Raw genomic sequence first — 21,188 nt, forward strand, 5'->3', positions numbered from 1 at the left:
GTGGTGCGGCGCAAAGCGGCAAGCCCCGTCGCAATCAGCGCAAAGGTGGAAGCGGCTTTTCAGTAGTGCTACACACCGGCAATGACGAAGCGGCCGCCGATCGACGCACGAGGGCTGGCGCTTCCGTTTTCACGCGGTTTCGACGAGGCTCTGCCATGCGGAAATATTCGGTCTTTGCGATCGCGCGCGAAGCGATGCGCGGCCATAAGGGCTGGGAACAGCAGTGGACGTCGCCCGAACCGCGCAAGGACTACGAGGTCCTGATCATTGGCGCCGGCGGGCATGGGCTCGCAACTGCTTACTACCTCGCCAAGGAACACGGCATCACCGACATTGCCGTCCTGGAAAAAGGCTGGCTCGGCGGCGGCAACACCGGCCGAAACACCACCATCATCCGTTCGAACTACCTGTATGACGAGAGCGCCGGCATCTACAACCACGCGCTGAACCTGTGGGACGGTCTTTCTCAGGACCTCAACTACAACGTCATGTACAGCCCGCGCGGCGTGATGATGCTCGCGCACAACGTCCACGACGTGCAGGTCTTGAAGCGGCACGTCCACGCGAACCGCCTGAACGGCGTTCCCAACGACTGGCTCACGCCCGAAGAAGCGAAGGAGTTCTGTCCTCCGCTCAACATTTCCAAGCAGGCGCGCTACCCGATCGTCGGTGCAGCGCTCCAGCGCAAGGGCGGCACGGCACGGCACGATGCGGTGGCCTGGGGCTATGCGCGCGCAGCTTCGGCGCGAGGCGTCCACATCATTCAGAACTGCGAAGTCACGGCCATCCGCCGCTCTTCCAACGGCCATGTGATCGGCGTCGACACCAATCGGGGGCCGATCGGCGCCAAGAAGATCGGCGTTGTTGCGGCCGGCCACACATCGGTGCTGATGGAGATGGCTGGCGTGCGCATGCCGCTCGAAAGCTACCCGCTGCAGGCGCTGGTGTCGGAGCCGGTGAAACCCTGCTTCCCTTGCGTGGTGATGTCCAACACGGTGCACGCTTATATCTCGCAATCCGACAAGGGCGAGTTGGTGATCGGCGCCGGCACTGACCAGTACATTTCGTATTCGCAGACGGGTGGCTTGCACATCATCAACCACACGCTTGACGCGATCTGCGAGATGTTCCCAATGTTTGCACGCATGAAGATGCTGCGCTCGTGGGGCGGCATCGTGGACGTGACGCCGGATCGTTCTCCGATCCTGGCGAAAACGCCTGTTCCGGGGCTTTATGTGAACTGCGGCTGGGGAACCGGTGGCTTCAAGGCAACGCCGGGTTCGGGCAATGTTTTTGCCCACACAATTGCCAACGACAACCCGCATCCGATCAACGCCCCGTTCACGCTGGAACGCTTCCGCACCGGTCGCTTGATCGACGAGGCGGCTGCGGCTGCCGTTGCACACTAAACCCTGTCCGCCGCTTGTTGCCATGCACGGGATGTCTTCATCATGCTGTTGATTCACTGTCCTTATTGCGAGGAAGCGCGGCCGGAACTCGAGTTCCGCAACGGCGGCGAAGCGCATATCGCGCGTTCAACCAGCATTGCCGATGAAAGCGACGAAGCGTTCGAAGCGTTCTTCTTCATCCGCACGAACCCGAAAGGCCTGGTGTACGAGCGGTGGCGGCACATCCATGGTTGCGGGCGTTTTTTCAACGCGGTGCGGGATTCCGTCACCGACAAGTTCCTGCATGTCTACAAGGCCGGTGAAGCAAAGGTCGAACCTTCCGCTCTGATGGCGAACCTGCCCGAGCACGGCGCTTATGCGAATGTGCCTGCAGCCGAACTCAACGCGAAGACACCGGCGCGCAAGCGCGCGACCAAGGACGGAGAGGCTTGATGACGGCCGCGAATTTCCGCTTATCGGGGCAGGGGCGGCTTGGATCAGCCAGGCCGGTTGGCTTCAGCTTCGACGGCAAGGCCTACAAGGGGGTGGAAGGCGACACGCTCGCTTCCGCGCTTCTCGCCAACGGCGTGCATCTCGTTGGACGATCCTTCAAGTACCACCGACCGCGCGGCTTCCTTTCCGCCGGGCCGGAAGAACCCAACGCGCTGGTAGGCATCCATCGCGATGCGGCGCGCCGTGCGCCCAACGTGCGGGCGACGGTCCAGGAGCTTTATGACGGGCTGACCGCGGTTTCGCAGAACCGCTGGCCTTCGCTGGAGCGCGACGTCGGCGCGGTGAACGACCTTGCCTCGCCGTTCTTTTCCGCAGGATTTTACTACAAGACCTTCATGTGGCCGAAGGACGCCTGGGCGCGGCTTTATGAGCCGCGCATCCGCGAGGCGGCCGGTCTTGGCGTCGCGCCTCATCTGCCGGACCCGGATACTTATGCGCAGCGGTTCGCCCATTGCGACGTTCTGGTTGTCGGCGGTGGTGCGGCAGGGTTGGCGGCCGCTCTCGCGGCGGCTGAATCCGGCCAGCGCGTCATCCTTTGCGATGAACAGCCAGAACTTGGCGGCGCGCTGCATTTCGAAAACGGTGCCGTGATCGACGGTCAAGATGGGTGGGCGTGGTCGCAATCCGCCGCCGCTGCATTGCGCGCCCGCGACAATGTCCGTGTGCTGACCCGCACCACCGCCTTCGGCTATTATGCGCAGAACATGGTCGGTCTCGTAGAACGCATCACCGACCACCTTGCAGATCCCGAACCGACGGCTCCTCGCGAGCGCCTGTGGCAGGTCCGCGCCAAGAAGGTGATCCTCGCCACCGGCGCGATCGAGCGGCACATGGTGTTTGCCGACAACGATCGACCCGGCATCATGCTGGCTTCCGCGGCACGCACTTATCTCAACCATTTCGGCGTCGCGGTCGGCCGCGAAATCGGTGTCTTCACAGCCAATGACTCGGCGTATCCGGCTGCAATCGACCTCAAGAAGGCCGGGATCAATATCGCGGCCATCGTGGACCTTCGCGACAATCCATCGGGGCCCCTCGTTGAAGAAGCGCGTTCGCTCGGCATCGAGATCAACCACGGTCGCACGGTGGTTCGGACCGGTGGTCGGTTGCGGGTGACGTCGATGACGATCCAGCCGAAAACCGGTGGCACGGAGCGCACGATCCCCATCGATGCGCTCCTGATGTCGTCGGGCTGGACCCCTTCCGTGCATCTCTTTTCGCAGTCGCGGGGCAGGGTTGCCTATGATGAGGCGAGCCGCCGCTTCTTGCCTGGCACCTATGCGCAGGATTGCGCCTCGGTTGGCGCCTGCAACGGAGCGGAAGGTCTCGCCGCAACGCTGGCAGAGGGCTATGCCGCCGGAGAAAAGGCGCTGAAAGAGCTCGGCTTTACCGCCAAGGCAAGCCGCGCCAAGGTCGAGAAGGCCGAAACCTGGGGCGGCGGCATGCTGGGCGCGGTGCCGGGTGCCGGGCCCGAGAAGATCGTCAAAGCCTTTGTGGATTTCCAGAACGACGTGACGGCCAAGGACATTCGCCTGGCGGTGCGCGAAGGCATGCGCTCCATCGAGCATGTGAAGCGCTTCACCACCAACGGCATGGCGACGGACCAGGGCAAGACGTCGAACATGCACGGGCTCGCCATTGCCGCGGAAGTGCTCGACAAGCCGATCCCTGAGATCGGCCTCACCACCTTCCGTGCGCCGTATACGCCCGTCACCTTTGGCGCGATCGTCAATCATGCGAAGGGCGAACTGTTCGATCCGACGCGCCGCACGCCCTTCCACGGGTGGGAAGAAGCGCAGGGCGCCGTGTTCGAGGATGTCGGGCAATGGAAGCGTGCCTGGTATTACCCGCGCAAGGGCGAGGACATGCACGCGGCCGTGAACCGCGAGTGCAAGACGGTGCGCACGTCGGCCGGCATGTTCGACGCGTCCACGCTCGGCAAGATCGAGGTGGTAGGTCCGGACGCGGCCAAGTTCATGGAACTCCTTTACACCAATCCCTGGGCGAAGCTCGAGGCGGGCCGCTGCCGCTACGGCATCATGCTGCGCGAAGACGGCTTCATCTATGATGACGGCGTCGTCGGACGGCTGTCGGACGATCGCTTTCATGTGACCACCACCACCGGCGGTGCGCCGCGCGTGATGCACCACATGGAAGATTATCTTCAGACCGAGTTCCCCCATCTCGATGTTTGGCTGACCTCGATCACCGAACAATGGGCGGTGATCGCAGTGCAGGGCCCGAAAAGCCGCGAGATTATTGAGCCGCTCGTGGAAGGGATCGACATTTCAGACGCGGCGATGCCGCACATGTCGGTGCGCGAAGGGACAATCTGTGGCGTGCCGACGCGGCTGTTCCGCATGTCGTTCACCGGCGAGCGCGGCTTCGAAATCAACGTGCCGGCCGATCATGGCCGCGCGGTGTGGGAGGCCGTTTGGGAAGAAGCGCGCAAGCATGGAGCCTGCCCCTATGGCACCGAGGCCATGCACGTGTTGCGCGCCGAAAAAGGCTACATCATCGTTGGCCAGGATACGGACGGCACCGTCACTCCGGGTGATGCCGGCCTCGACTGGGCCGTGGGCAAGAAGAAAACCGATTTCGTCGGCATCCGCGGCTTGAAGCGGCCAGACCTCGTTGCCCCCGGACGCCGCCAGCTCGTTGGCCTGAAGACCGTCGATCCCAAGGTCGTGCTGGAGGAAGGGGCCCAGATCGTCGCCGATCCCAAGCAGCCGATCCCGATGAAGATGATCGGGTTCGTGACTTCCAGCTATTGGTCGGAAAACTGCGGCCGATCGATCGCGCTCGGGCTTGTGGAAGGCGGTTTCGAGCGGATGGGTGAAACGCTTTACGTCCCGATGGCAGACACGACGATCGCTGTCGAGGTTTGCGGCCAAGTGTTCTTCGACGAGAAAGGGGAGCGGCTCCATGGCTGAGGCAGCAACAACCGCAGCCCGGCGCGGCATGCTTGATCACCGGAGCGACGTCATAAACGGCGTGAGCCTTGTGCCGGCGGCGCCCGCGTACCGTATGTCTTTGCGGGCGCGGCCGGATGATTTGGTGGCGCTGGGGGAACGGCTCGGTCTCGCTTTGCCGACGCGACCCAAGACGTCAGCATCCGCTGGCGAGCGCCACGCCCTTTGGCTTGGGCCGGACGAGTGGCTGGTGCTTGATCTTGGCGGACGCGATCCGATGCAGGACCTGGCCGGTTTGCAGGTTCTTCACTCCGCCGTCGACGTTTCGCATCGAAACACGGCAGTTCTCGTAACAGGCGAAAAGGCCGCGGACGTGATCAACGCCGGCTGCCCGCAGGATCTCTCTTTGCAAGCGTTTCCGGTGGGCGCTTGTTCACGAACCGTGCTCGGCAAGATCGAGATCGTGCTTTTGCGCACCGGAGAAGACGCGTTTCGTGTGGAATGCTGGCGTTCCTTTGCCGAATACGCCTTTTCCTACCTCGCGGATGCCGCCCGCGGGGTTTGAGCTCTTTCCGTGCTGTCAGATGGCGGTGATGCCGCCATCTGCGGTAATGGCCTGACCGGTCATGAAGCTGTTCTTTGGGTCGGCCGCGAACAGGAAGACTTCAACGACCTCGTCCACCTCTGCGAGCCGCTTCATCGGCACGCCGCGGGTCAGTTCAGCCGCCGCGGCCTCCGGTCCGGACAAGGACATGTTGAGGAAATCGAGCGCCATCTTCGTTCGCGCAAAGGCGGGACAGACCGCATTCACGCGAATGCCCTTGGTGGCATATTCGGCCGCCGCTGAGCGGGTGAGCCCCACCACGCCGTGCTTGGCCGCCGAGTAAACCGACAGCCGCGGCGCGCCCGCCACGCCTGCAACCGAAGCCACGTTGACGATCGCGCCACCTTTTCCGGTCGCACGGAACTGGCGCTCCATTTGCGGGATCTGGCGCGACAGGGCGAAAAAGACGCCCAGCAGGTCGATTTCGAGGATGCGGCGGGCTTCATCGGCCGGGACGTTCGGAAGCTTGACGTAGCTTTGCGCGATGCCGGCATTGTTGAGCGCAACATCCAGGCGTCCGAAGCGGTGGACGGCCAGCGCGACAAGATCCTTGGACAGGCTTTCCTGACTTACGTCGCCGGCGAGCGTCGCAATCTCTGCGTCCACCCCAGCAGCAAACGCTTCCAGCGCTTCCCTGTTCACGTCGGACAGGACCAGCCGCGCCCCTTCAGCGGCGAAGCGCTCGGCTGCGCGCCGACCAAAGCCCCCGGTCGCGCCGGTGATCAGAACGGTCAGGCCATCAAAGCGCTTCATGATCGTCTTCCTTCTCGTATACTAGCTGGCCGCATCAGCCGTTGTTGGATCGGTCCGGCATGGCGAGCGTCAACCAGTAGGCGGTGAGGGCCGGCTTGATGCTGCCTTCCAGTTCGATCGTCACGTCATAGGCAATTTCGACAATTCCGGACGGGCGCACCTTCAGCTTGTCCAGAAGGAAGCGGCCGCGGATGCGCTGGCCGGTTTTCACCGGGGTCATGAAGCGCACCTTATCGAAGCCGAAGTTCACGCCCGATGCCGTACCCTCAAGCACGGGCACGGCCTCGAAGGTCAGGGCCGAAAGCATTGAAAGGGTCAGGAAGCCGTGTGCAATCGTGCCGCCAAACGGCGTTTCGCGTGCGGCTCGCTCAGGATCGACGTGAATGAACTGATGATCGTCGGTGGCATCGGCGAAGCCGTCGATCATGGTCTGGGTCACCGCCCGCCATTCCGAAAGGCCGACTTCCCGGCCGACAAGCTTCTGCGCTTCGTCCAGCGAAATGGTTTTGAACTGCACGCGCTGAACGCTCCCTGCGAGGCTAGAACCGTCCTTGCGACACCGGCCTGGAAGCGTCAAGTCCGCCTGTTACGTTCATTCGGCCGGTGCGGGCGGCGGCGTATGTGCTGCCGCAAGTTCACGTTCAAGCCGATTGGCTTCCTCAACGTTCGGCGTGACGAAGCGGCCAAGCAAAAGATAAGCGACCGGGGTGATGAAAAGCGTCGCAAGAGTTGAAAGCCCAAGTCCGCCAACCATGACCCAGCCAAGCGCGATGCGGGCTTCGGCGCCGGCACCCGACGCCAGCACCAGCGGCACGCCGCCGACGATGGTACAAAGCATCGTCATCGTCACCGGGCGCAGCCGGATGTTGGCTGCTTCTTCGATCGCTTCGCGCAGGGGCAAGCCGCGGTCTCGCAACTGGTTGGCGAATTCAACGATCAGGATGCCGTTCTTGGCCATGATCCCGACAAGCAGAACGAGACCGATCTGGCTGTAAACGTTGAGGCTCGTTCCGGTGAGCAGCATGGCGAACACCGCACAAGCTAGGCCTAGGGGGACAGTGAGCATGATGATGATGGCGCTCACGAAGCTCTCGAACTGCGCGGCAAGCACCAAAAGCACGATCACGAGGGCAAAGCCGAAGATCGTCAGCATGCCCCCGGATGTTTCATTCAGCGTCGCTGCTTCGGCCAGCGGCACGATGCGGCTGCCGGGCGGCATGTGTTCAGCCGCGATTTGCCCGGCGCGCTGGAAAGCTTCACCAAGGGCAAGGTCGGGCGTCAAGGCGGAGGTGATCGCCACAGCGCGCATCTGTTGTTCGCGGGCAAGCGACGGCGGCACCGCCCTTTCTTCCAGGCGGGCTATCGTCGACATCGGCACGTAGCGACCGTCGGATGCGCGCAAGAAGATGTTTTCGAGATCCGTCGGGTCATTCACCGGATTGGTGGTGGAAACGAGCTTCACGTCGAAAGCCCGATCTTCGATGAAAACCGAGCCGATGTTCCGGCCATCGAGCATTGCCTGCATGGCGGCGGAAAGCCCGCTGATCGGGATACCGAGATCCGACGCGCGGTCGCGGTCAATCGTGACAAACAACTGAGGCTGGGTGGATTCCACGCTCAAGCGCGGGGTCTGGAAGCCAGGCTCGTTTTCCAGATCGCGAACGGTGGCTTCAGCCGCTTTGGTAAGTTCGGCGTAGCTGGTGCCGACGATCGCGAATTGCAGGCCGCTGCCCGCACCACGAATGCCTAGGCTGTTTGGCTGGAAGGCGAATGCGCGCACACCATAAACGTCGCGGATGCGGCTTTGAATATCATCGAGGATCGCCTGCTGCGAACGCTCGCGCTGATCCCAGGGTGCCAGCGACATGACCATGAAGCCGCTGTTGAAGTTTCCTCCACTGCCCGCAATGGCATAGATCGACCGCACCTCGCCATTGTCCCGCAGCGGCTGAACCCGAGTTTCGATATCACGCATGCGCGCGGCCATATATTCGAGGCTGACGCCTTGCGGCGCTTGCACACGAACGAAGGCTTGCGAGCGGTCCTCTGATGGCGTCAGTTCCGAGCGAATGGTGCCGAACATGGCGGCGGCCGCGCCGGCAAAGATCAGGGAAACGACGATGGCGACGAGTGGCGCATTCAGCGCCGCGTGGAGAATGCGGCGGTAGATGCCGGCAAGCCCGCCGCCGATCCTGCCAAGGATGCCGGTATGTTCGTGCTCAGTGTAGCTGCCGAGCATGCGCGATGCCAGCATAGGGCAAAGCGACAGTGCCACGCCCGCGGACAGGATCACCGACAGGGCCAGAACGAAACCGAACTCGCGGAACAAGCCGCCGGTCTGGCCGGGCAAGAACGACAAAGGCACGAAAACCGCGATCAGCGTCGCGGTTGTGGCGACCACGGCGAAAAACACTTCCTGCGTGCCAAGAACGGCTGCGGCGCGTGGGCCGAGCCCCATGTTGCGGCGACGCACGATGTTTTCGAGCACGACGATCGCGTCATCCACCACAAGGCCTGTTGCCAGGACCAGCGCCAGCAGCGTCAGGATGTTGAGCGAAAAGCCGGCCAGGTAGATGCCGGCGATCGTGCCCACCAGCGCAACCGGAAGCGCGACGGCCGGGATGATGGTGGCGCGAAAATCCATCAGAAAGAGGAAGATGATCAGCAACACGACGCTGACGGAGATCGCCAGCGCAATCTCGACTTCGTGGATCGCGCCTTCCACGAATGTGGCATCATCGCTGGTGATGAAGATTTCCATGCCTTCCGGCAGGGTTTGCTTCAGCTCTTCCACGGCAGCCGTCACGCCGGCCGAGATGTCCAGCGTGTTGGACTGCGCCTGCCGGATGATGCCGAGGCCCACGCCGGTGCGGCCATTGGCACGCAGCTGGGTTTGACCGAGGTCCGGTCCGAGCGTCACTTGCGCGACATCGCCCAGCCTGGTGCGGTTGTTGAGGATGACTCCTTCGAAGGCTTCGGGCGTGGACAAGGCAGCGGTGGCACGCACGATCAGGTTCTGGTTGTTGCTCGACAAAGCGCCTGCTGGCGCATCGAAGGCCATCGAACTTAAGGCGCCCGTAATGTCGGCAACGGTCAGTCCCGCGCTCGCGAGCTTTGCCTGGTCAACATCAATACGGAAGATCTTGTCGCGATCGCCGTAAACGGGAACGTCCGCCACACCTTCCACCGACGCCAGCGCGTCGACGACCTGATCCTCCACCAGAACCGTCAGGTCTTCCACCGACAGAGTGTCGGATGTGACGGCAAGCCGGATGACCGCATCGGAATTGGCATCCGCCTTCACGATGCGCGGCGTTTCGATGTCTTCGCCGTCGGGCAGCTGGTTCTGGATGCGGCCCACCGCGTCGCGCATGTCGGATGCGGCGACATCGAGATCGACGCCGTCGTTGAATTCAACCGTGACGCGGCTGCGTCCATAGGACGAACTCGAGGAAATCGACTTCACGCCGGCAACACGCGAAATGCCGCCTTCCACGATGGCGGTAATCTCACGATCAACCGTTTCTGCCGCAGCACCCGAATAATCAGTCGTGACGGTGATCACAGGGCGATCGACGTCCGGGAGTTCGCGTACGTCGATGCCAAAAAAGGCAGCCAGTCCGGCAACGACGATCAGCACGTTGATGACGAATGCGAGCACCGGGCGGCGGACGAAGATCGCGGTGGAGCCGGTTTCCTGCTTCGGGGCCGCTGTCGCCTCAGGCAGGTCAGCATCATGGCCAGGAGTTGGCGCCGTCATTGCGCGCTGCCCTGCACGTCGGTGGTAGCAACCGGCTGGGGTTGCGGTGCATTGGCGATGCGAACCGCCGCACCCTCGCGCAAGGAATGAACGCCTTCCGTCACCACCTGCCGGCCGTCTGGGATGTCGGCTTCGACAAGAACGGAGTCTGTGTTGCGCTGAACGATCCTGACCGGCATCCGCTCGGCCTTTCCGTCGTTCACCAGCCACACGAAAGAGCCTTCCGTGCTCCATTGGATCGCAAGCGGGTTCACGGAAGGATAGGTGTCGCCCGGAAAGCCCATCTGCACCTGAAAGGACATGCCAGCACGTAGTGTGTCATTCGAATTGTCGACCTGTGCCTGAACCCGAAGGGTCCGGCTTGCCGCATCGAGGCGATTGTCGAGCGCGCTGACTTCACCAGTGAAAGTCTGACCAGGCCGTGCAACGGAGGTGGCGCTGATCGGCGCACCGACCTCGATCGCGTTGGCGAACCGCTCCGGAGCCCAGAAATCAATCACCAGTTCGGATCTGTCGTCCAGCGTGACGATCTGGGTCTGGGACGTGACGTAATCCCCGACCTCCACGGGCAAGATTCCGACAACGCCGTTGATGGGCGCGACAATGGAGCGCCGCTCCAGCGTCAGTTCTGCCTGAGCGAGTTCCAACCGCGCATTCTCGACCGCGAGCTTGGCTTCCGTCTGCGCCACCGCGGTGACGGTTCTGCTGTTCAAAAGCGCGGTGGTGCGATCAAGCGCCGCTTGGGCGTTTTCAAGCGCGATGCGGGCCCGGTCGACCGCGATCCGTTCCACATCGGCGTCCAGATTGGCGATGACGTCGCCAGCCGTTATCCGGTCGCCTGAGCGAACCCGCACCTCGACGATGCGGCCGGACACAAACGGCATCACCGCGACAGAGCGAAGCGCTTCGCCCGTGCCGATGGCGCTCAAGCGGTCGTTGATCGTGCCTCGCGTCGCGGGATAAGCCACAACCGCTGCGGCTCGGTCTCCCGAGCCTCCACCTCGGTTGTTGGGTCGTCCGGCTTCTGCGTTGTCGCTAGTCGGCGCGATTGCGGCGAAGGCCGGAAGCTCCAATCCCCATCGTGCGAGCGTTTCGCGCGACCCCGGCGCGAAGCCGATCCAAAGCAGCACGCCGCCAAACAGCACGAGCAGGCAAAGGACCAGTTGCTTCCAGACCGCCATACGTAACTCCAGAAATCGTCGGGGACAGCTTCAAACGACGGAACGCAGCCGAACTGACCGCACGCCACGAGCCCGGCTGTCACCTTGCCACGAGACAACCGCCCCTAAAGTTAAATCTCAGCAATGTTTTGACAGAGCGGCTGACGCCTTCGTGAACAAAGCAGCTTCAACTTAGCGGAAGTTCCACCGGTAATCGAAGCGTCTCTTAAAGAAAAAGGTTCTGTCCAATCGTCGCGGCGGCGTGGCCCAGCCGTTTTGGGGCTATCGAAGCAGTGGCAGAAGGCATTTTCGCTGGAGAACGCTTCCAAAGCATGACAGCTTGAAGGGAACAGCGCGCCGCCAACAAACGGCGCGCTTTCGCGTGATCAACCAGAACAGGTGGAAGAATGGCCGGAACCTACACGTTCAACGATCTGAAGAAAGATGTCGCGTCAGGTGATATCGACACGGTGCTTGCCTGTGCCGTGGACATGCAGGGTCGTCTGATCGGAAAGAGGTTTCTTGCCAAGTACTTCGTGGAGTCCGCTTTCGATGAGGCGCATGGCTGCAACTACCTGCTGGCAACCGACATCGATATGGAAACGGTGCCTGGCTACAAGGCGGCTAACTGGACGAAGGGCTATGGCGACCTGGTGGTGAAGCCTGATCTGTCCACGCTGCGGCGCGTCCCTTGGCAGGACCGAACCGCCATGGTCTTGTCGGACCTCCAGGATCACGGAACGCATGAGGACCTGCCGCATTCGCCGCGCGCCATCCTGAAGAAGCAGGTGGCGCGGCTGACCGAGCGCGGGTTTCGCGCGTATTTCGCTTCCGAGCTCGAATTCTACCTGTTCAGCGAAACCTATGGCACGGCGAGGGCCAAACACTGGCAGGACCTGCAAACGGCGTCGCCTTATATCGGCGATTACCTGATCGGCATCACGGGCAAGGAAGAAGGCGTGATGCGCCGTCTGCGCAACGAGATGGATGCCGCCGGCATCCCGATCGAAAACTCCAAAGGTGAGTGGGGCCCCGGCCAGGAAGAAATCAACGTCCGCTACGCGGAAGTGCTCGAAACGGCCGACCGCCATGTCATCCTGAAGAACGGGGCGAAGGAGATCGCCGAACAGGAAGGCAAGGCCATCTCGTTCATGGCCAAGTACAACTACGCGCTTGCCGGCAATTCCAGCCACATCCACAACTCGCTTTGGAGCGCGGACGGCAAGACGCCGCTGTTCTTCGACAAGGAGGCGCCGCTCGGTCTGACGAAGCTCGGCCGGCAATGGGCGGCAGGGCAGCTGAAATATGCACGCGATTATACGCTGATGCTGGCGCCCTACATCAACTCCTACAAGCGCTTCCAGGCGGGCACGTTCGCCCCCACCAAGATCACCTGGTCGGATGACAACCGTACCGCCGGCTTCCGTTTGTGCGGGCAGGGCACAAAGGGCGTGCGCATGGAATGCCGGATCGGTGGCGCAGACCTCAATCCATACCTTGCTTTTGCTGCGCTGATCGCCGCGGGACTTGCCGGTCTTGACGAAGAGCTGGAGCTGCCCGAGCCGTTTGTGGGCGATGCCTATGGTGCCGATGCGCTGCCGGAGATCCCGAAAACGCTGCGTGAGGCCACAGACACGTTTGCGGCATCAACCATGATGCGCACCGCCTTCGGAGACGATGTTGTGGAGCATTACCTCCATACCGCGCGCTGGGAGCAGCTTGAATATGACCGCCGGATTACGGACTGGGAGCTCCACCGCGGCTTTGAGCGGTATTGAGAAGGTCGGATCCATGACGAAGCTCGTTGCCAAGTGGAACTACCCGACAACCGTCCGCTTCGGCGTCGGCCGCATTAGCGAGCTGCCCGAAGCGCTGCTGGCGGCTGAGATCGCCAAGCCCTTGTTTGTTACCGATCCCGGGTTGGCCAGATTGCCCGTTGTTGCAGATGCGCTCGCGATCCTTGATCGCGGCGGGGTGGCCTATGAGGTGTTTTCCGACGTCAAGCCGAACCCCGTCGAAAGCAACCTCACGACCGGCATCGACGCCTATCGTTCGGGCGGGCACGACGGCGTGATTGCCTTCGGCGGTGGTTCTGCGCTCGATCTCGGCAAGCTCATTTCCTTTCAGGCGCATCAGACTCGGCCGATCTGGGACTTCGAGGACGTTGGCGACTGGTGGACCCGCGCCGACAGTGACGCCATTGCCCCGATCGTGGCGGTTCCGACCACGGCTGGAACCGGCTCGGAAGTCGGGCGCGCCGGCGTGCTGACCAACGAAACCACGCATACGAAGAAGGTGATCTTCCACCCGAAGATGCTGCCGTCGATCGTGATCGCGGACCCGGCACTCACCACCGGCATGCCCCGCTTCATCACGGTGGGCACCGGCATGGATGCCCTGGCGCATTGCCTTGAGGCCTATTGCGCCCCTGGCTACCACCCGATGGCGGACGGCATCGCCCTCGAGGGGATCCGGCTGGTGCTCGAAAACCTGCCGACAGCCTTTGCAATGGGCAACGACCTGACGGCCCGCGCCCACATGATGAGTGCCGCGGCCATGGGCGCCACCGCTTTCCAGAAAGGGCTCGGCGCCATCCACTCGCTGTCACATCCGATCGGCGCGCTTTACGACACTCATCACGGCATGACCAACGCCGTGTTCATGCCCTATGTGCTTGCCTTCAACCGCCCGGCGATCGAAGGGCGGATCGAGCGTCTCACAGGCTATCTCGGCATCCAGGGCGGGTTCGACGGCTTCGTCCACCGCATCATGGATCTGCGGGCGCAACTCGGCGTCCCTTCAACTCTCACAGATCTGCTGGGAGGAAGGGTGCTTTCCGACGAAGAGATCGATCGTGTCGCCGCCATGGCAATCGTGGATCCGACCGCAGGCGGCAACCCGTTGGAACTCACCAAGCAGAACGTTCGCTCTCTTTTGGAAGAGGCAATCAGGGGATAACCCAACTGCTTCTTCATCTAAGTGTCACATGAGGTGGATACCGCTCCGTCGGCGCCAGGTGGGCGATTGAGACAACGGAGAAGACGCGTGACGAATTTGGTGGGGAAAGTGCTTTCCGTCATGGCTGCAACCATGATGGCATCGACTGCAATCGCTTCGGCTCAGAACATGGACGAACTGGTGGCTGCCGCCAAGAAGGAAGGCATGCTCACCACGATCGCGCTGCCGCATGACTGGTGCGGCTACGGCGCGGTGATCGACAGCTTCAAGAAGAAGTACCCGGAGATCACGGTCAACGAACTGAATCCCGATGCCGGCTCAGGCGACGAAATCGAGGCCATCAAGGCCAACAAGGACAACAAGGGCCCGCAGGCGCCTGACGTGATCGACGTCGGCTTGTCATTCGGTCCTTCGGCCAAGGCCGAAAACCTCCTGATGCCTTACAAGGTTTCCACCTGGGACTCGATCCCGGACGATGCCAAGGATCCGGAAGGCTACTGGTATGGCGATTATTACGGCGTGCTTTCAATGATGGTGAACACGGACCTCGTTGAGAACGTACCGCAAGACTGGGCCGATCTCCTGAAGCCGGAATATGCCAACTCGGTTGCGCTTGCCGGTGATCCGCGCGCATCCAACCAGGCCATCCAGGCCGTTTACGCCGCTGGCCTCGCTGCCGGAGCTACGGATCCCAAGGAAGCTGCCGAGAAGGGCCTCGACTTCTTCAAGCAGTTGAACGCTGCCGGTAATTTCGTGCCAGTGATTGCTAAGCCGGCGACGCTGGCGCAGGGCCAGACCCCGATCCTGATCAACTGGGACTACAACGCGCTTTCGGGCCGCGACACGCTGAACGGTAACCCGCCCGTTGAGGTCGTGGTGCCGAAGTCAGGCGTCGTGGCCGGCGTTTACGTGCAGGCGATCAGCGCTTACGCGCCACATCCGAATGCCGCGAAGCTCTGGATGGAGCACCTTTATTCCGACGAAGGTCAGCTCGGCTGGCTCGACGGTTACTGCCACCCTGTTCGCTTCAACGATCTCGCCGCCAAGGGCAAAATCCCGCAGGAAATGCTCGACAAGCTGCCGCCGGCAGCGGCCTACGAGCAGGCCAAGTTCCCGTCCGTCGAGGAACAGAATGCGGCCAAGGAAGCCATCACCAAGTCGTGGGACTCGGTTGTTGGCGCCAACGTTCAGTAACGAGCCTCAGGGTAGGGGCGGCTTCAGCGCCGCCCCTCCTTTCAGCCGCAACGAGCCATGACCACGGACATCACCCGCATCGAACCAGGCGCCGTGGTTCGCCCCGGCAATCCGCCGGCCCGACGGCGCACCGCGCGCATGCCGACGCACTGGCTGGGCGTGGCTCCCTTCTTTCTTTTCGCTATCATGTTCCTGATCCTGCCGACCGGTTATCTGGTTGTCGGCGCTTTCCAGAACCCGCAAGGCGGTCTGACCCTGGCCAACATCGCGGCACTCTGGGAACCGACCATCCGAGCGGCCTATTGGATTTCGATCAAGGTCAGTTTCGCATCCGCCGTGCTTGGCGCCCTTGCAGGGCTTGCCATCGCGATCGCCATCGTCCGCGGCGGGCTGCCGGGCTGGGTGCGTGGCGCAACGCTGACCTTCTCGGGCGTGGCTTCGAACTTTGCCGGGATTCCGCTGGCTTTCGCCTTCCTGGCAACACTTGGCCGACTGGGCCTCGTGACGATCCTGCTGAAGGACGTTTTTGGCTTCAACCTTTATGCTACCGGTTTCAACATCCTGTCCTTTTGGGGGCTGACGCTCACCTATCTTTATTTCCAAATCCCTTTGATGGTCGTGATCATCACGCCGGCTTTCGATGGCTTGAAGAAGGAGTGGGGCGAGGCGGCCGCGACGCTCGGTGCGACCCAATGGCAATATTGGCGCATGGTGGTGATCCCCGTGTTGTGGCCGAGTTTTCTCGGCACCGTGATCCTGCTGTTCGCCAACGCCTTCGGCGCGATCGCCACGGCTTACGCCCTGACCGGTTCCTCGCTCAACATCGTCCCGATCCTGCTTTATGCGCAGATTCGCGGCGATGTTCTCCACAACCCGCATCTCGGCTACGCGATCGCGTTCGGAATGATCTTCATCACCGGAATGGCCAATGTGTTCTACATCTGGTTCCGCACGCGCTCGGAACGGTGGCTGAAATGAAAAGGGGCAAGTTCTGGGCCTGGCTCACCTTCGCGCTTGGCGCGGCCTATTTCATCATCCCGCTGCTGGCGACGATGGAGTTCGCCATGCGCATGCGCCGCGGCACCTACTCCTTCGACGCCTTCGCTGTGGTTTTCGGTGATCCGCGCTTCCAGGCGACCTTTATGTACTCGGTGGTCGCGGCCATTTTCACCATCCTGCTCGGCGTGCTGATCGTCGTGCCGACGGCCTACTGGATCCGTTTGCGCATGCCGCAGATCCGACCGGTGATCGAGTTCATCACGCTCCTGCCGCTGGTCATCCCGGCGATCGTGATCGTGTTCGGTTATATCCGCATGTATGGCTCCAACTCGCCGCTTCCCTTCCTTGGTTCGGCGCGTGGAACGGATGCCTTGCTGGTGATCGGTTACGCGACGCTGGCATTGCCCTACATGTATCGGGCGGTGGATACCGGGTTGCGCACGATCGACGTGCGGACATTGACGGAAGCGGCACAGATCCTCGGCGCGGGCTGGACGCGTATCATCACCCGCGTCATCCTGCCCAACGTGTTGATTGCGGTTCTGTCAGGTGCTTTCCTCACCTTCGCGATCGTGATCGGCGAGTTTACGATCGCCAGCCTTCTCAACCGACCAGCCTTCGGTCCTTATCTCCAGAACATCGGCGCTAACCGCGCTTATGAGCCCGCGGCGCTGGCTGTCATCACCTTCGTGATCACCTGGGGCTGTATGACCGTGATCCAACTCCTTGCCCGCTTTGCCCCCAAATCCGCCAACCGTCCGAATTGAACCCGATGCCCGATCCGTTTCTTTCCATTCAGAGCGTCAAGAAAAGCTTCGGCGAAACGGCCGTTGTTCGCGACTTCAACCTCGATGTCGGACGCGGCGAGTTCATCTCTTTTCTCGGACCTTCGGGATGCGGCAAAACAACCATGCTGCGGATGGTGGCAGGTTTCGAGGAGCCCAGCGCCGGCCGCATCGTGGTGGACGGCAAGGACGTCACCAACCTGAAGCCGAACCAGCGCAAGATCGGCATGGTTTTCCAAGCCTATGCCCTGTTCCCGAACCTGACCGTGGCGCAGAATATCGCCTTCGGCTTGAACGTGGCCGGGACTCCGCGCGCCGAAACCGCCAAGCGTGTCTCGGAAATGCTGGTTTTGATCGGCCTGCCGCAACTCGGAGACCGATTCCCCTACCAGCTTTCGGGCGGACAACAGCAGCGCGTGGCCTTGGCCCGGGCGCTTGCGCCGAAGCCGCGCCTGCTTTTGCTTGATGAGCCGCTTTCGGCACTCGACGCCAAAGTTCGCGTGTCCCTGCGCGAAGAAATCCGCCAGATCCAGAAGGAACTGGGCATCACCACCATCTTCGTGACCCACGACCAGGAAGAGGCACTCTCGATTTCCGATCGCATCGTGGTGATGAACAATGGCCGCGCGGACCAGGTCGGCACGCCCTTCGAGATTTACAACCGCCCGACCACGCGCTTCGTGGCCAATTTCGTCGGCACGCTAAACGTGCTGGAGGGCCAAGTGGTCGATGCCGGTGCAGGAACCATTCAGGTTGCCGGACAGACAATCGAACTCGGCCGCTCGTTGGCGGGCCGAAGCGGCGGAGATGGTGTCAGTCTCGCCTTGCGGCCTGAGGCCGTTTCGCTAGGCCGTACGCCTGGTCGCCCTGGCGCGCTCAACGGCACCATCGCCGACGTGCATTTCCTCGGTTCCGTCATCCGCGTGCGCACAAAGGTTGGGGATCGCACGGTTTCGCTCGACACCTTCAACGATCCAGCCCTGCCGCCACCGGTGTCCGGTTCTGCGGCGGAGATCGCTTTCGCGCCGCGCGACCTAATGGTGCTTGGCGACTAGACCGATAAACAAAAGGCTGGCTGCATCTTTAGCCGGCTCTGCCCATAGGCAGGGCACCGAGCGTGTTCTATTGCTTGCAGCAACAGAGCCCAGCCCAAATGAAACTCGTCAGCCTCAACATTCAATACGGCTTCGGTGCCGACGGTCGCTATGACCTTTCGCGCGCCGCCAGGGCGGTTGCGCAAGCCGATATCATCGCCCTGCAGGAGGTGGAGCGGAACTGGGAACGCACCGGTTTCGACGACCAGCCGGCGATCCTTCAGGAACTTCTTCCGGAGCATCACGGCGTCTTCGGCCCTGCCTTCGACATGGATGCGAGCTCACGGGTCGCGGGCGGACCGATTATCAATCGCCGGCGCCAGTTCGGCACAATGGTTCTGTCGCGCTGGCCGATCCTCTGGTCGCGCCTTTATTGCCTGCCGATGAGAAAGGTTCTTTATCCGCTCAACACCCAGAACGCGGCGCTGGAATGCATGATCCGAACGCCCTTGGGACCGATCCGCGTGTGGTCGATTCATCTGTCCCATATCGGTGTTGAAGAGCGTTTGGAGCAGATTGCCTTTTTGAAGGACTTGCATCGCCGCGCCGCGAAGCAAGGAGGGCCCTGGAGTGGCGTGGATGACGAGCCCCACCGCAACTGGACGGCCGGGGAAGCGGAACCGGAAGCGCCCCTTTCCGCAATCTGGATGGGCGACTTCAATTCGGAGCCCGGTAGCGCCGAACATCAAGCCATCATTGGGTCCAATCCTTACCACCCCAGCGCCCTTTACGCGGATGGCTTCGTGGACGCGGCAGAGATCGCGCCGCCGGTGCAGGACTACAGCCATGTTCGGCAGATCAAAGGGACCGCGCAGCAAAGGCGCCTCGATTATTGTTTCGTCGGCGCCCCGCTCGCCGGCCATATCCGCTCGCACCACATTTCCGTGGATGAGCTGGCGTCGGACCATTTTCCTGTCTGGACCAGTTTCGATCCCGTAGCGCAGCCACGCCGATGAGCCCGGCGGTTTTCGCCGCGGTGATTGCGGCCGCAGCCATGCACGCCATCTGGAACGCGATGGTGAAGGTCCATCTGGACCGTTTCGTTTCAGTCACGCTGATGACGCTCGGCATGGCGGTGCCGGCTCTTCTGATTGCGCCTTTTGTGACGTTTCCGGCGCTCGAGGTCTGGCCCTACATCCTTGCATCGGCTGCCTTCCACCAGGGTTACAAGCTGTCGCTCATCAAGGGCTATGCGGTTGGCGACCTCGCACAGGTTTATCCGCTGGCGCGCGGCACGGCTCCTTTGCTCACGACGATCGGCGCGATGGTTCTGATCGCGGAGATCCCGGGTGCGTGGACGATGCTTGGCATCGCACTGTTGTGCGCCGGTACGGTGCTGATGTCGTTGCGCGGCGGCGGATTGGAAAAACTCAACGCGTCGGCCGTGGGTTTTGCGCTCGCCACGTCGTTCTTCATCGCCTGTTATACGCTGAGCGACGGGACAGGGGCACGCACGGCTACCGACGCCGCTTCTTATGCCGTCTGGCTTTACCTCACGGATGCCTTGGTCTCCCTGGCGCTGGTGTTGGCGCGCCGGGGTGCGGCCGTGCTGCCCGTGATGGCGAGGGCCTGGCGCGCCGGCTTGATCACAGGGCTGCTTTCAGCTGCCGCCTATCTCATCGCCATGTGGGCCATGACCAAGGCGCCGATCGGGGCGGTGGCGGCGTTGCGGGAAACCTCCATTCTGTTTGCGCTGGCGATTTCCGTGCTTTTCCTCGGCGAAAAGCTCAGTTTCTGGCGCATCTTGTCCGGATTGCTGATCGTGGCGGGGGTTGTTGCGCTCCGTTTGGCGTGAAGATCTAGGTCCTGACGCGGAAGTGATGAAAACCGTTGAGAGCGACCTTATATGAGATCAGCAGATCATTTTGGAGGATTGCGCTGGTGCTTGGTTCGCGTGGAAAACGCTTCACTGCTTTGTTCATGGGCCTGTTCCTAGCCCTGTCCATGGTTGCCGTCGACCATGCGGAAGCGCGGCGCGGCGGCAGCTTCGGCAGCCGTGGCATGCGCACGTTCCAGGCCGCTCCCCCGACCCGTACAGCGCCGCAGCAAACAGCACCGGTGCAACGCTCCATGACGCCCGGCACCGCACAACAGCCTGGCGCTGCTGCGCGGCAGACCCAGCCGAATGCGGCGCGACCGGGCTTCTTCAACGGCATGGGCGGTTCGCTGATGCGTGGCCTCCTGATCGGCGGCCTTATCGGCATGCTGCTCGGCCAGGGCTTCGGCGGCCTTGCCGGCTTGTTCGGCCTCCTCGTCCAAGGCCTGCTGATCGGTCTCGTCATTATGCTGGTCATCCGCTTCTTCCGTAGCCGCCAGCAGGGCGGTCCGGCTTATGCCGGTGCCGCTTCGGGCGGTCGTTCGGCTGGCGCTTCACCGGATTGGCAACGCAATGCCGCTCGTGAACAGGCTGGTCGCCCGTTTCAGGTACCCGGCATCGGATCGGGCAGTGGCGCAGCGCGCGCGGCTGCACCGGTGCAAAGCCGTGACCTCCAGCTCGATGGCAGTGACCTCGACACGTTTGAGCAGCGGTTGAGCGAGGTGCAGGTTGCCTTCACGCGCGAAGACCATGCCGCGCTGCGGCGCCTGCTGACGCCGGAAATGGTGTCGTATTTCTCGGAAGAGCTAGCCCAGAACGCGCAACGTGGCGTGCGCAACGACGTGTCGGACGTCACGCTTCTGCAGGCGGATATCGCCGAAAGCTGGAGCGAAGGCAGCGACGATTATGCCACGGCCGCGCTCCGTTACGAGGCGCGCGACCGGATGCTTGATCGCGAAACCGGAGAGATTGTGGAAGGCGACGATGCGCCGTCCGAAACAACCGAGCTTTGGACGTTTACCCGCAGCCGCGGCGGGGAATGGAAGCTTTCCGCCATTCAGGAGGCGTGAGGGTCGCTCCCCTGCCAGCTTATTCCTGCCTGATGCCGCCTTCGGGCGGCAATTTCTTTGACCAGCAGACGCTGAGCTCTCGGATTGGTGTGGGTTTGGCGGGGCCCACCACCGCAAATTCGGGCTGCAATGGGTTGTCGCGCCCTGCCCGGGAGCCATCTGTTCGAAGCGAGCAATGCGAA

17 protein-coding genes are annotated in these 21,188 nt (G+C 62.3%); 13 read left to right on the forward strand and 4 right to left on the reverse strand.

Annotated features, from left to right (window positions below; genetic code table 11):
- Positions 1-155: 155 nt before the first annotated feature.
- From J5Y06_RS06160 to J5Y06_RS06175, 4 genes are read left to right on the forward strand one after another with little or no spacing between them, the layout of a single operon-like run.
- Complete coding sequence (locus J5Y06_RS06160; RefSeq protein ID WP_209334142.1) at positions 156-1,409, forward strand: sarcosine oxidase subunit beta; 1,254 nt, start codon at positions 156-158, stop codon at positions 1,407-1,409.
- 42 nt (positions 1,410-1,451) lie between these two features.
- Positions 1,452-1,841, forward strand: coding sequence for a sarcosine oxidase subunit delta (locus J5Y06_RS06165; protein WP_209334143.1), 390 nt, complete (start codon positions 1,452-1,454; stop codon positions 1,839-1,841).
- Positions 1,841-4,834, forward strand: coding sequence for a sarcosine oxidase subunit alpha (locus J5Y06_RS06170; protein WP_209334144.1), 2,994 nt, complete (start codon positions 1,841-1,843; stop codon positions 4,832-4,834). The genes J5Y06_RS06165 and J5Y06_RS06170 overlap by 1 nt, the downstream gene beginning before the upstream one ends.
- Entirely contained in the window at positions 4,827-5,378 is a 552-nt protein-coding gene (locus J5Y06_RS06175) for a sarcosine oxidase subunit gamma (protein ID WP_209334145.1), read from the forward strand. Before J5Y06_RS06170 ends, J5Y06_RS06175 begins: the two co-directional genes overlap by 8 nt.
- Before the next feature lie 15 nt (positions 5,379-5,393).
- Here J5Y06_RS06175 and J5Y06_RS06180 read toward each other — a convergent pair whose 3' ends face one another.
- The 4 genes from J5Y06_RS06180 to J5Y06_RS06195 all read right to left on the reverse strand — a co-directional run bounded on the left by J5Y06_RS06180 (position 5,394) and on the right by J5Y06_RS06195 (position 11,111).
- Positions 5,394-6,170 carry an SDR family NAD(P)-dependent oxidoreductase gene (locus tag J5Y06_RS06180; RefSeq protein ID WP_209334146.1) on the reverse strand — a complete coding sequence of 259 codons (777 nt, stop codon included), beginning with the start codon at positions 6,168-6,170 and terminating at the stop codon, positions 5,394-5,396.
- 34 nt (positions 6,171-6,204) lie between these two features.
- Positions 6,205-6,687 carry a MaoC family dehydratase gene (locus tag J5Y06_RS06185; protein ID WP_209334147.1) on the reverse strand — a complete coding sequence of 161 codons (483 nt, stop codon included), beginning with the start codon at positions 6,685-6,687 and terminating at the stop codon, positions 6,205-6,207.
- 75 nt (positions 6,688-6,762) lie between these two features.
- Complete coding sequence (locus J5Y06_RS06190) at positions 6,763-9,930, reverse strand: efflux RND transporter permease subunit (RefSeq protein WP_209334148.1); 3,168 nt, start codon at positions 9,928-9,930, stop codon at positions 6,763-6,765.
- The gene (locus J5Y06_RS06195) at positions 9,927-11,111 is read right to left on the reverse strand and encodes an efflux RND transporter periplasmic adaptor subunit (RefSeq protein WP_209334149.1); all 1,185 of its coding nucleotides are present in this window, start codon (positions 11,109-11,111) and stop codon (positions 9,927-9,929) included. Before J5Y06_RS06195 ends, J5Y06_RS06190 begins: the two co-directional genes overlap by 4 nt.
- A 386-nt stretch (positions 11,112-11,497) precedes the next feature.
- Between J5Y06_RS06195 and J5Y06_RS06200 the strand changes: the two genes are divergently transcribed.
- The 9 genes from J5Y06_RS06200 (at position 11,498) to J5Y06_RS06240 (ending at position 21,006) form a co-directional block, all read left to right on the forward strand.
- Positions 11,498-12,868 (forward strand): glutamine synthetase family protein, encoded by a 1,371-nt coding sequence (locus J5Y06_RS06200; protein WP_209334150.1) that lies wholly within the window; start codon positions 11,498-11,500, stop codon positions 12,866-12,868.
- Positions 12,869-12,881: 13 nt separating this feature from the next.
- The gene (locus tag J5Y06_RS06205; protein WP_209334151.1) at positions 12,882-14,048 is read left to right on the forward strand and encodes an iron-containing alcohol dehydrogenase; all 1,167 of its coding nucleotides are present in this window, start codon (positions 12,882-12,884) and stop codon (positions 14,046-14,048) included.
- A gap of 120 nt (positions 14,049-14,168) precedes the next feature.
- A complete protein-coding gene (locus tag J5Y06_RS06210) occupies positions 14,169-15,242 on the forward strand; it encodes an ABC transporter substrate-binding protein (protein WP_209334418.1) in 1,074 nt (357 codons plus the stop codon).
- A 138-nt stretch (positions 15,243-15,380) separates the two neighbouring features.
- Complete coding sequence (locus J5Y06_RS06215; protein ID WP_209334419.1) at positions 15,381-16,220, forward strand: ABC transporter permease; 840 nt, start codon at positions 15,381-15,383, stop codon at positions 16,218-16,220.
- Positions 16,217-17,008 (forward strand): ABC transporter permease, encoded by a 792-nt coding sequence (locus tag J5Y06_RS06220; protein WP_209334152.1) that lies wholly within the window; start codon positions 16,217-16,219, stop codon positions 17,006-17,008. Before J5Y06_RS06215 ends, J5Y06_RS06220 begins: the two co-directional genes overlap by 4 nt.
- Before the next feature lie 5 nt (positions 17,009-17,013).
- A complete protein-coding gene (locus J5Y06_RS06225; RefSeq protein WP_209334153.1) occupies positions 17,014-18,081 on the forward strand; it encodes an ABC transporter ATP-binding protein in 1,068 nt (355 codons plus the stop codon).
- Between the two features lie 98 nt (positions 18,082-18,179).
- Positions 18,180-19,076, forward strand: a complete 897-nt coding sequence (locus J5Y06_RS06230) for an endonuclease/exonuclease/phosphatase family protein (protein WP_209334154.1) — start codon at positions 18,180-18,182, stop codon at positions 19,074-19,076.
- Positions 19,073-19,915, forward strand: a complete 843-nt coding sequence (locus tag J5Y06_RS06235) for an EamA family transporter (protein ID WP_209334155.1) — start codon at positions 19,073-19,075, stop codon at positions 19,913-19,915. Before J5Y06_RS06230 ends, J5Y06_RS06235 begins: the two co-directional genes overlap by 4 nt.
- A 125-nt stretch (positions 19,916-20,040) precedes the next feature.
- The gene (locus tag J5Y06_RS06240; RefSeq protein ID WP_209334420.1) at positions 20,041-21,006 is read left to right on the forward strand and encodes a Tim44 domain-containing protein; all 966 of its coding nucleotides are present in this window, start codon (positions 20,041-20,043) and stop codon (positions 21,004-21,006) included.
- The last annotated feature ends 182 nt before the right edge of the window (positions 21,007-21,188 follow it).

The organism is Tianweitania sediminis, from assembly GCF_017813335.1.
GTDB classification, from domain to species: domain Bacteria; phylum Pseudomonadota; class Alphaproteobacteria; order Rhizobiales; family Rhizobiaceae; genus Tianweitania; species Tianweitania sediminis.

Bases quoted from the DNA above. Each gene is read 5' to 3' on its own strand.
- J5Y06_RS06160 (WP_209334142.1), top strand. From the start codon at position 156: ATGCGGAAATATTCGGTCTTTGCGATCGCGCGCGAAGCGATGCGCGGC.
- J5Y06_RS06165 (WP_209334143.1), top strand. From the start codon at position 1,452: ATGCTGTTGATTCACTGTCCTTATTGCGAGGAAGCGCGGCCGGAACTC.
- J5Y06_RS06170 (WP_209334144.1), top strand. From the start codon at position 1,841: ATGACGGCCGCGAATTTCCGCTTATCGGGGCAGGGGCGGCTTGGATCA.
- J5Y06_RS06175 (WP_209334145.1), top strand. From the start codon at position 4,827: ATGGCTGAGGCAGCAACAACCGCAGCCCGGCGCGGCATGCTTGATCAC.
- J5Y06_RS06180 (WP_209334146.1), bottom strand. From the start codon at position 6,170: ATGAAGCGCTTTGATGGCCTGACCGTTCTGATCACCGGCGCGACCGGG.
- J5Y06_RS06190 (WP_209334148.1), bottom strand. From the start codon at position 9,930: ATGACGGCGCCAACTCCTGGCCATGATGCTGACCTGCCTGAGGCGACA.
- J5Y06_RS06195 (WP_209334149.1), bottom strand. From the start codon at position 11,111: ATGGCGGTCTGGAAGCAACTGGTCCTTTGCCTGCTCGTGCTGTTTGGC.
- J5Y06_RS06200 (WP_209334150.1), top strand. From the start codon at position 11,498: ATGGCCGGAACCTACACGTTCAACGATCTGAAGAAAGATGTCGCGTCA.
- J5Y06_RS06205 (WP_209334151.1), top strand. From the start codon at position 12,882: ATGACGAAGCTCGTTGCCAAGTGGAACTACCCGACAACCGTCCGCTTC.
- J5Y06_RS06210 (WP_209334418.1), top strand. From the start codon at position 14,169: ATGGCTGCAACCATGATGGCATCGACTGCAATCGCTTCGGCTCAGAAC.
- J5Y06_RS06215 (WP_209334419.1), top strand. From the start codon at position 15,381: ATGCCGACGCACTGGCTGGGCGTGGCTCCCTTCTTTCTTTTCGCTATC.
- J5Y06_RS06220 (WP_209334152.1), top strand. From the start codon at position 16,217: ATGAAAAGGGGCAAGTTCTGGGCCTGGCTCACCTTCGCGCTTGGCGCG.
- J5Y06_RS06225 (WP_209334153.1), top strand. From the start codon at position 17,014: ATGCCCGATCCGTTTCTTTCCATTCAGAGCGTCAAGAAAAGCTTCGGC.
- J5Y06_RS06230 (WP_209334154.1), top strand. From the start codon at position 18,180: ATGAAACTCGTCAGCCTCAACATTCAATACGGCTTCGGTGCCGACGGT.
- J5Y06_RS06235 (WP_209334155.1), top strand. From the start codon at position 19,073: ATGAGCCCGGCGGTTTTCGCCGCGGTGATTGCGGCCGCAGCCATGCAC.
- J5Y06_RS06240 (WP_209334420.1), top strand. From the start codon at position 20,041: ATGGGCCTGTTCCTAGCCCTGTCCATGGTTGCCGTCGACCATGCGGAA.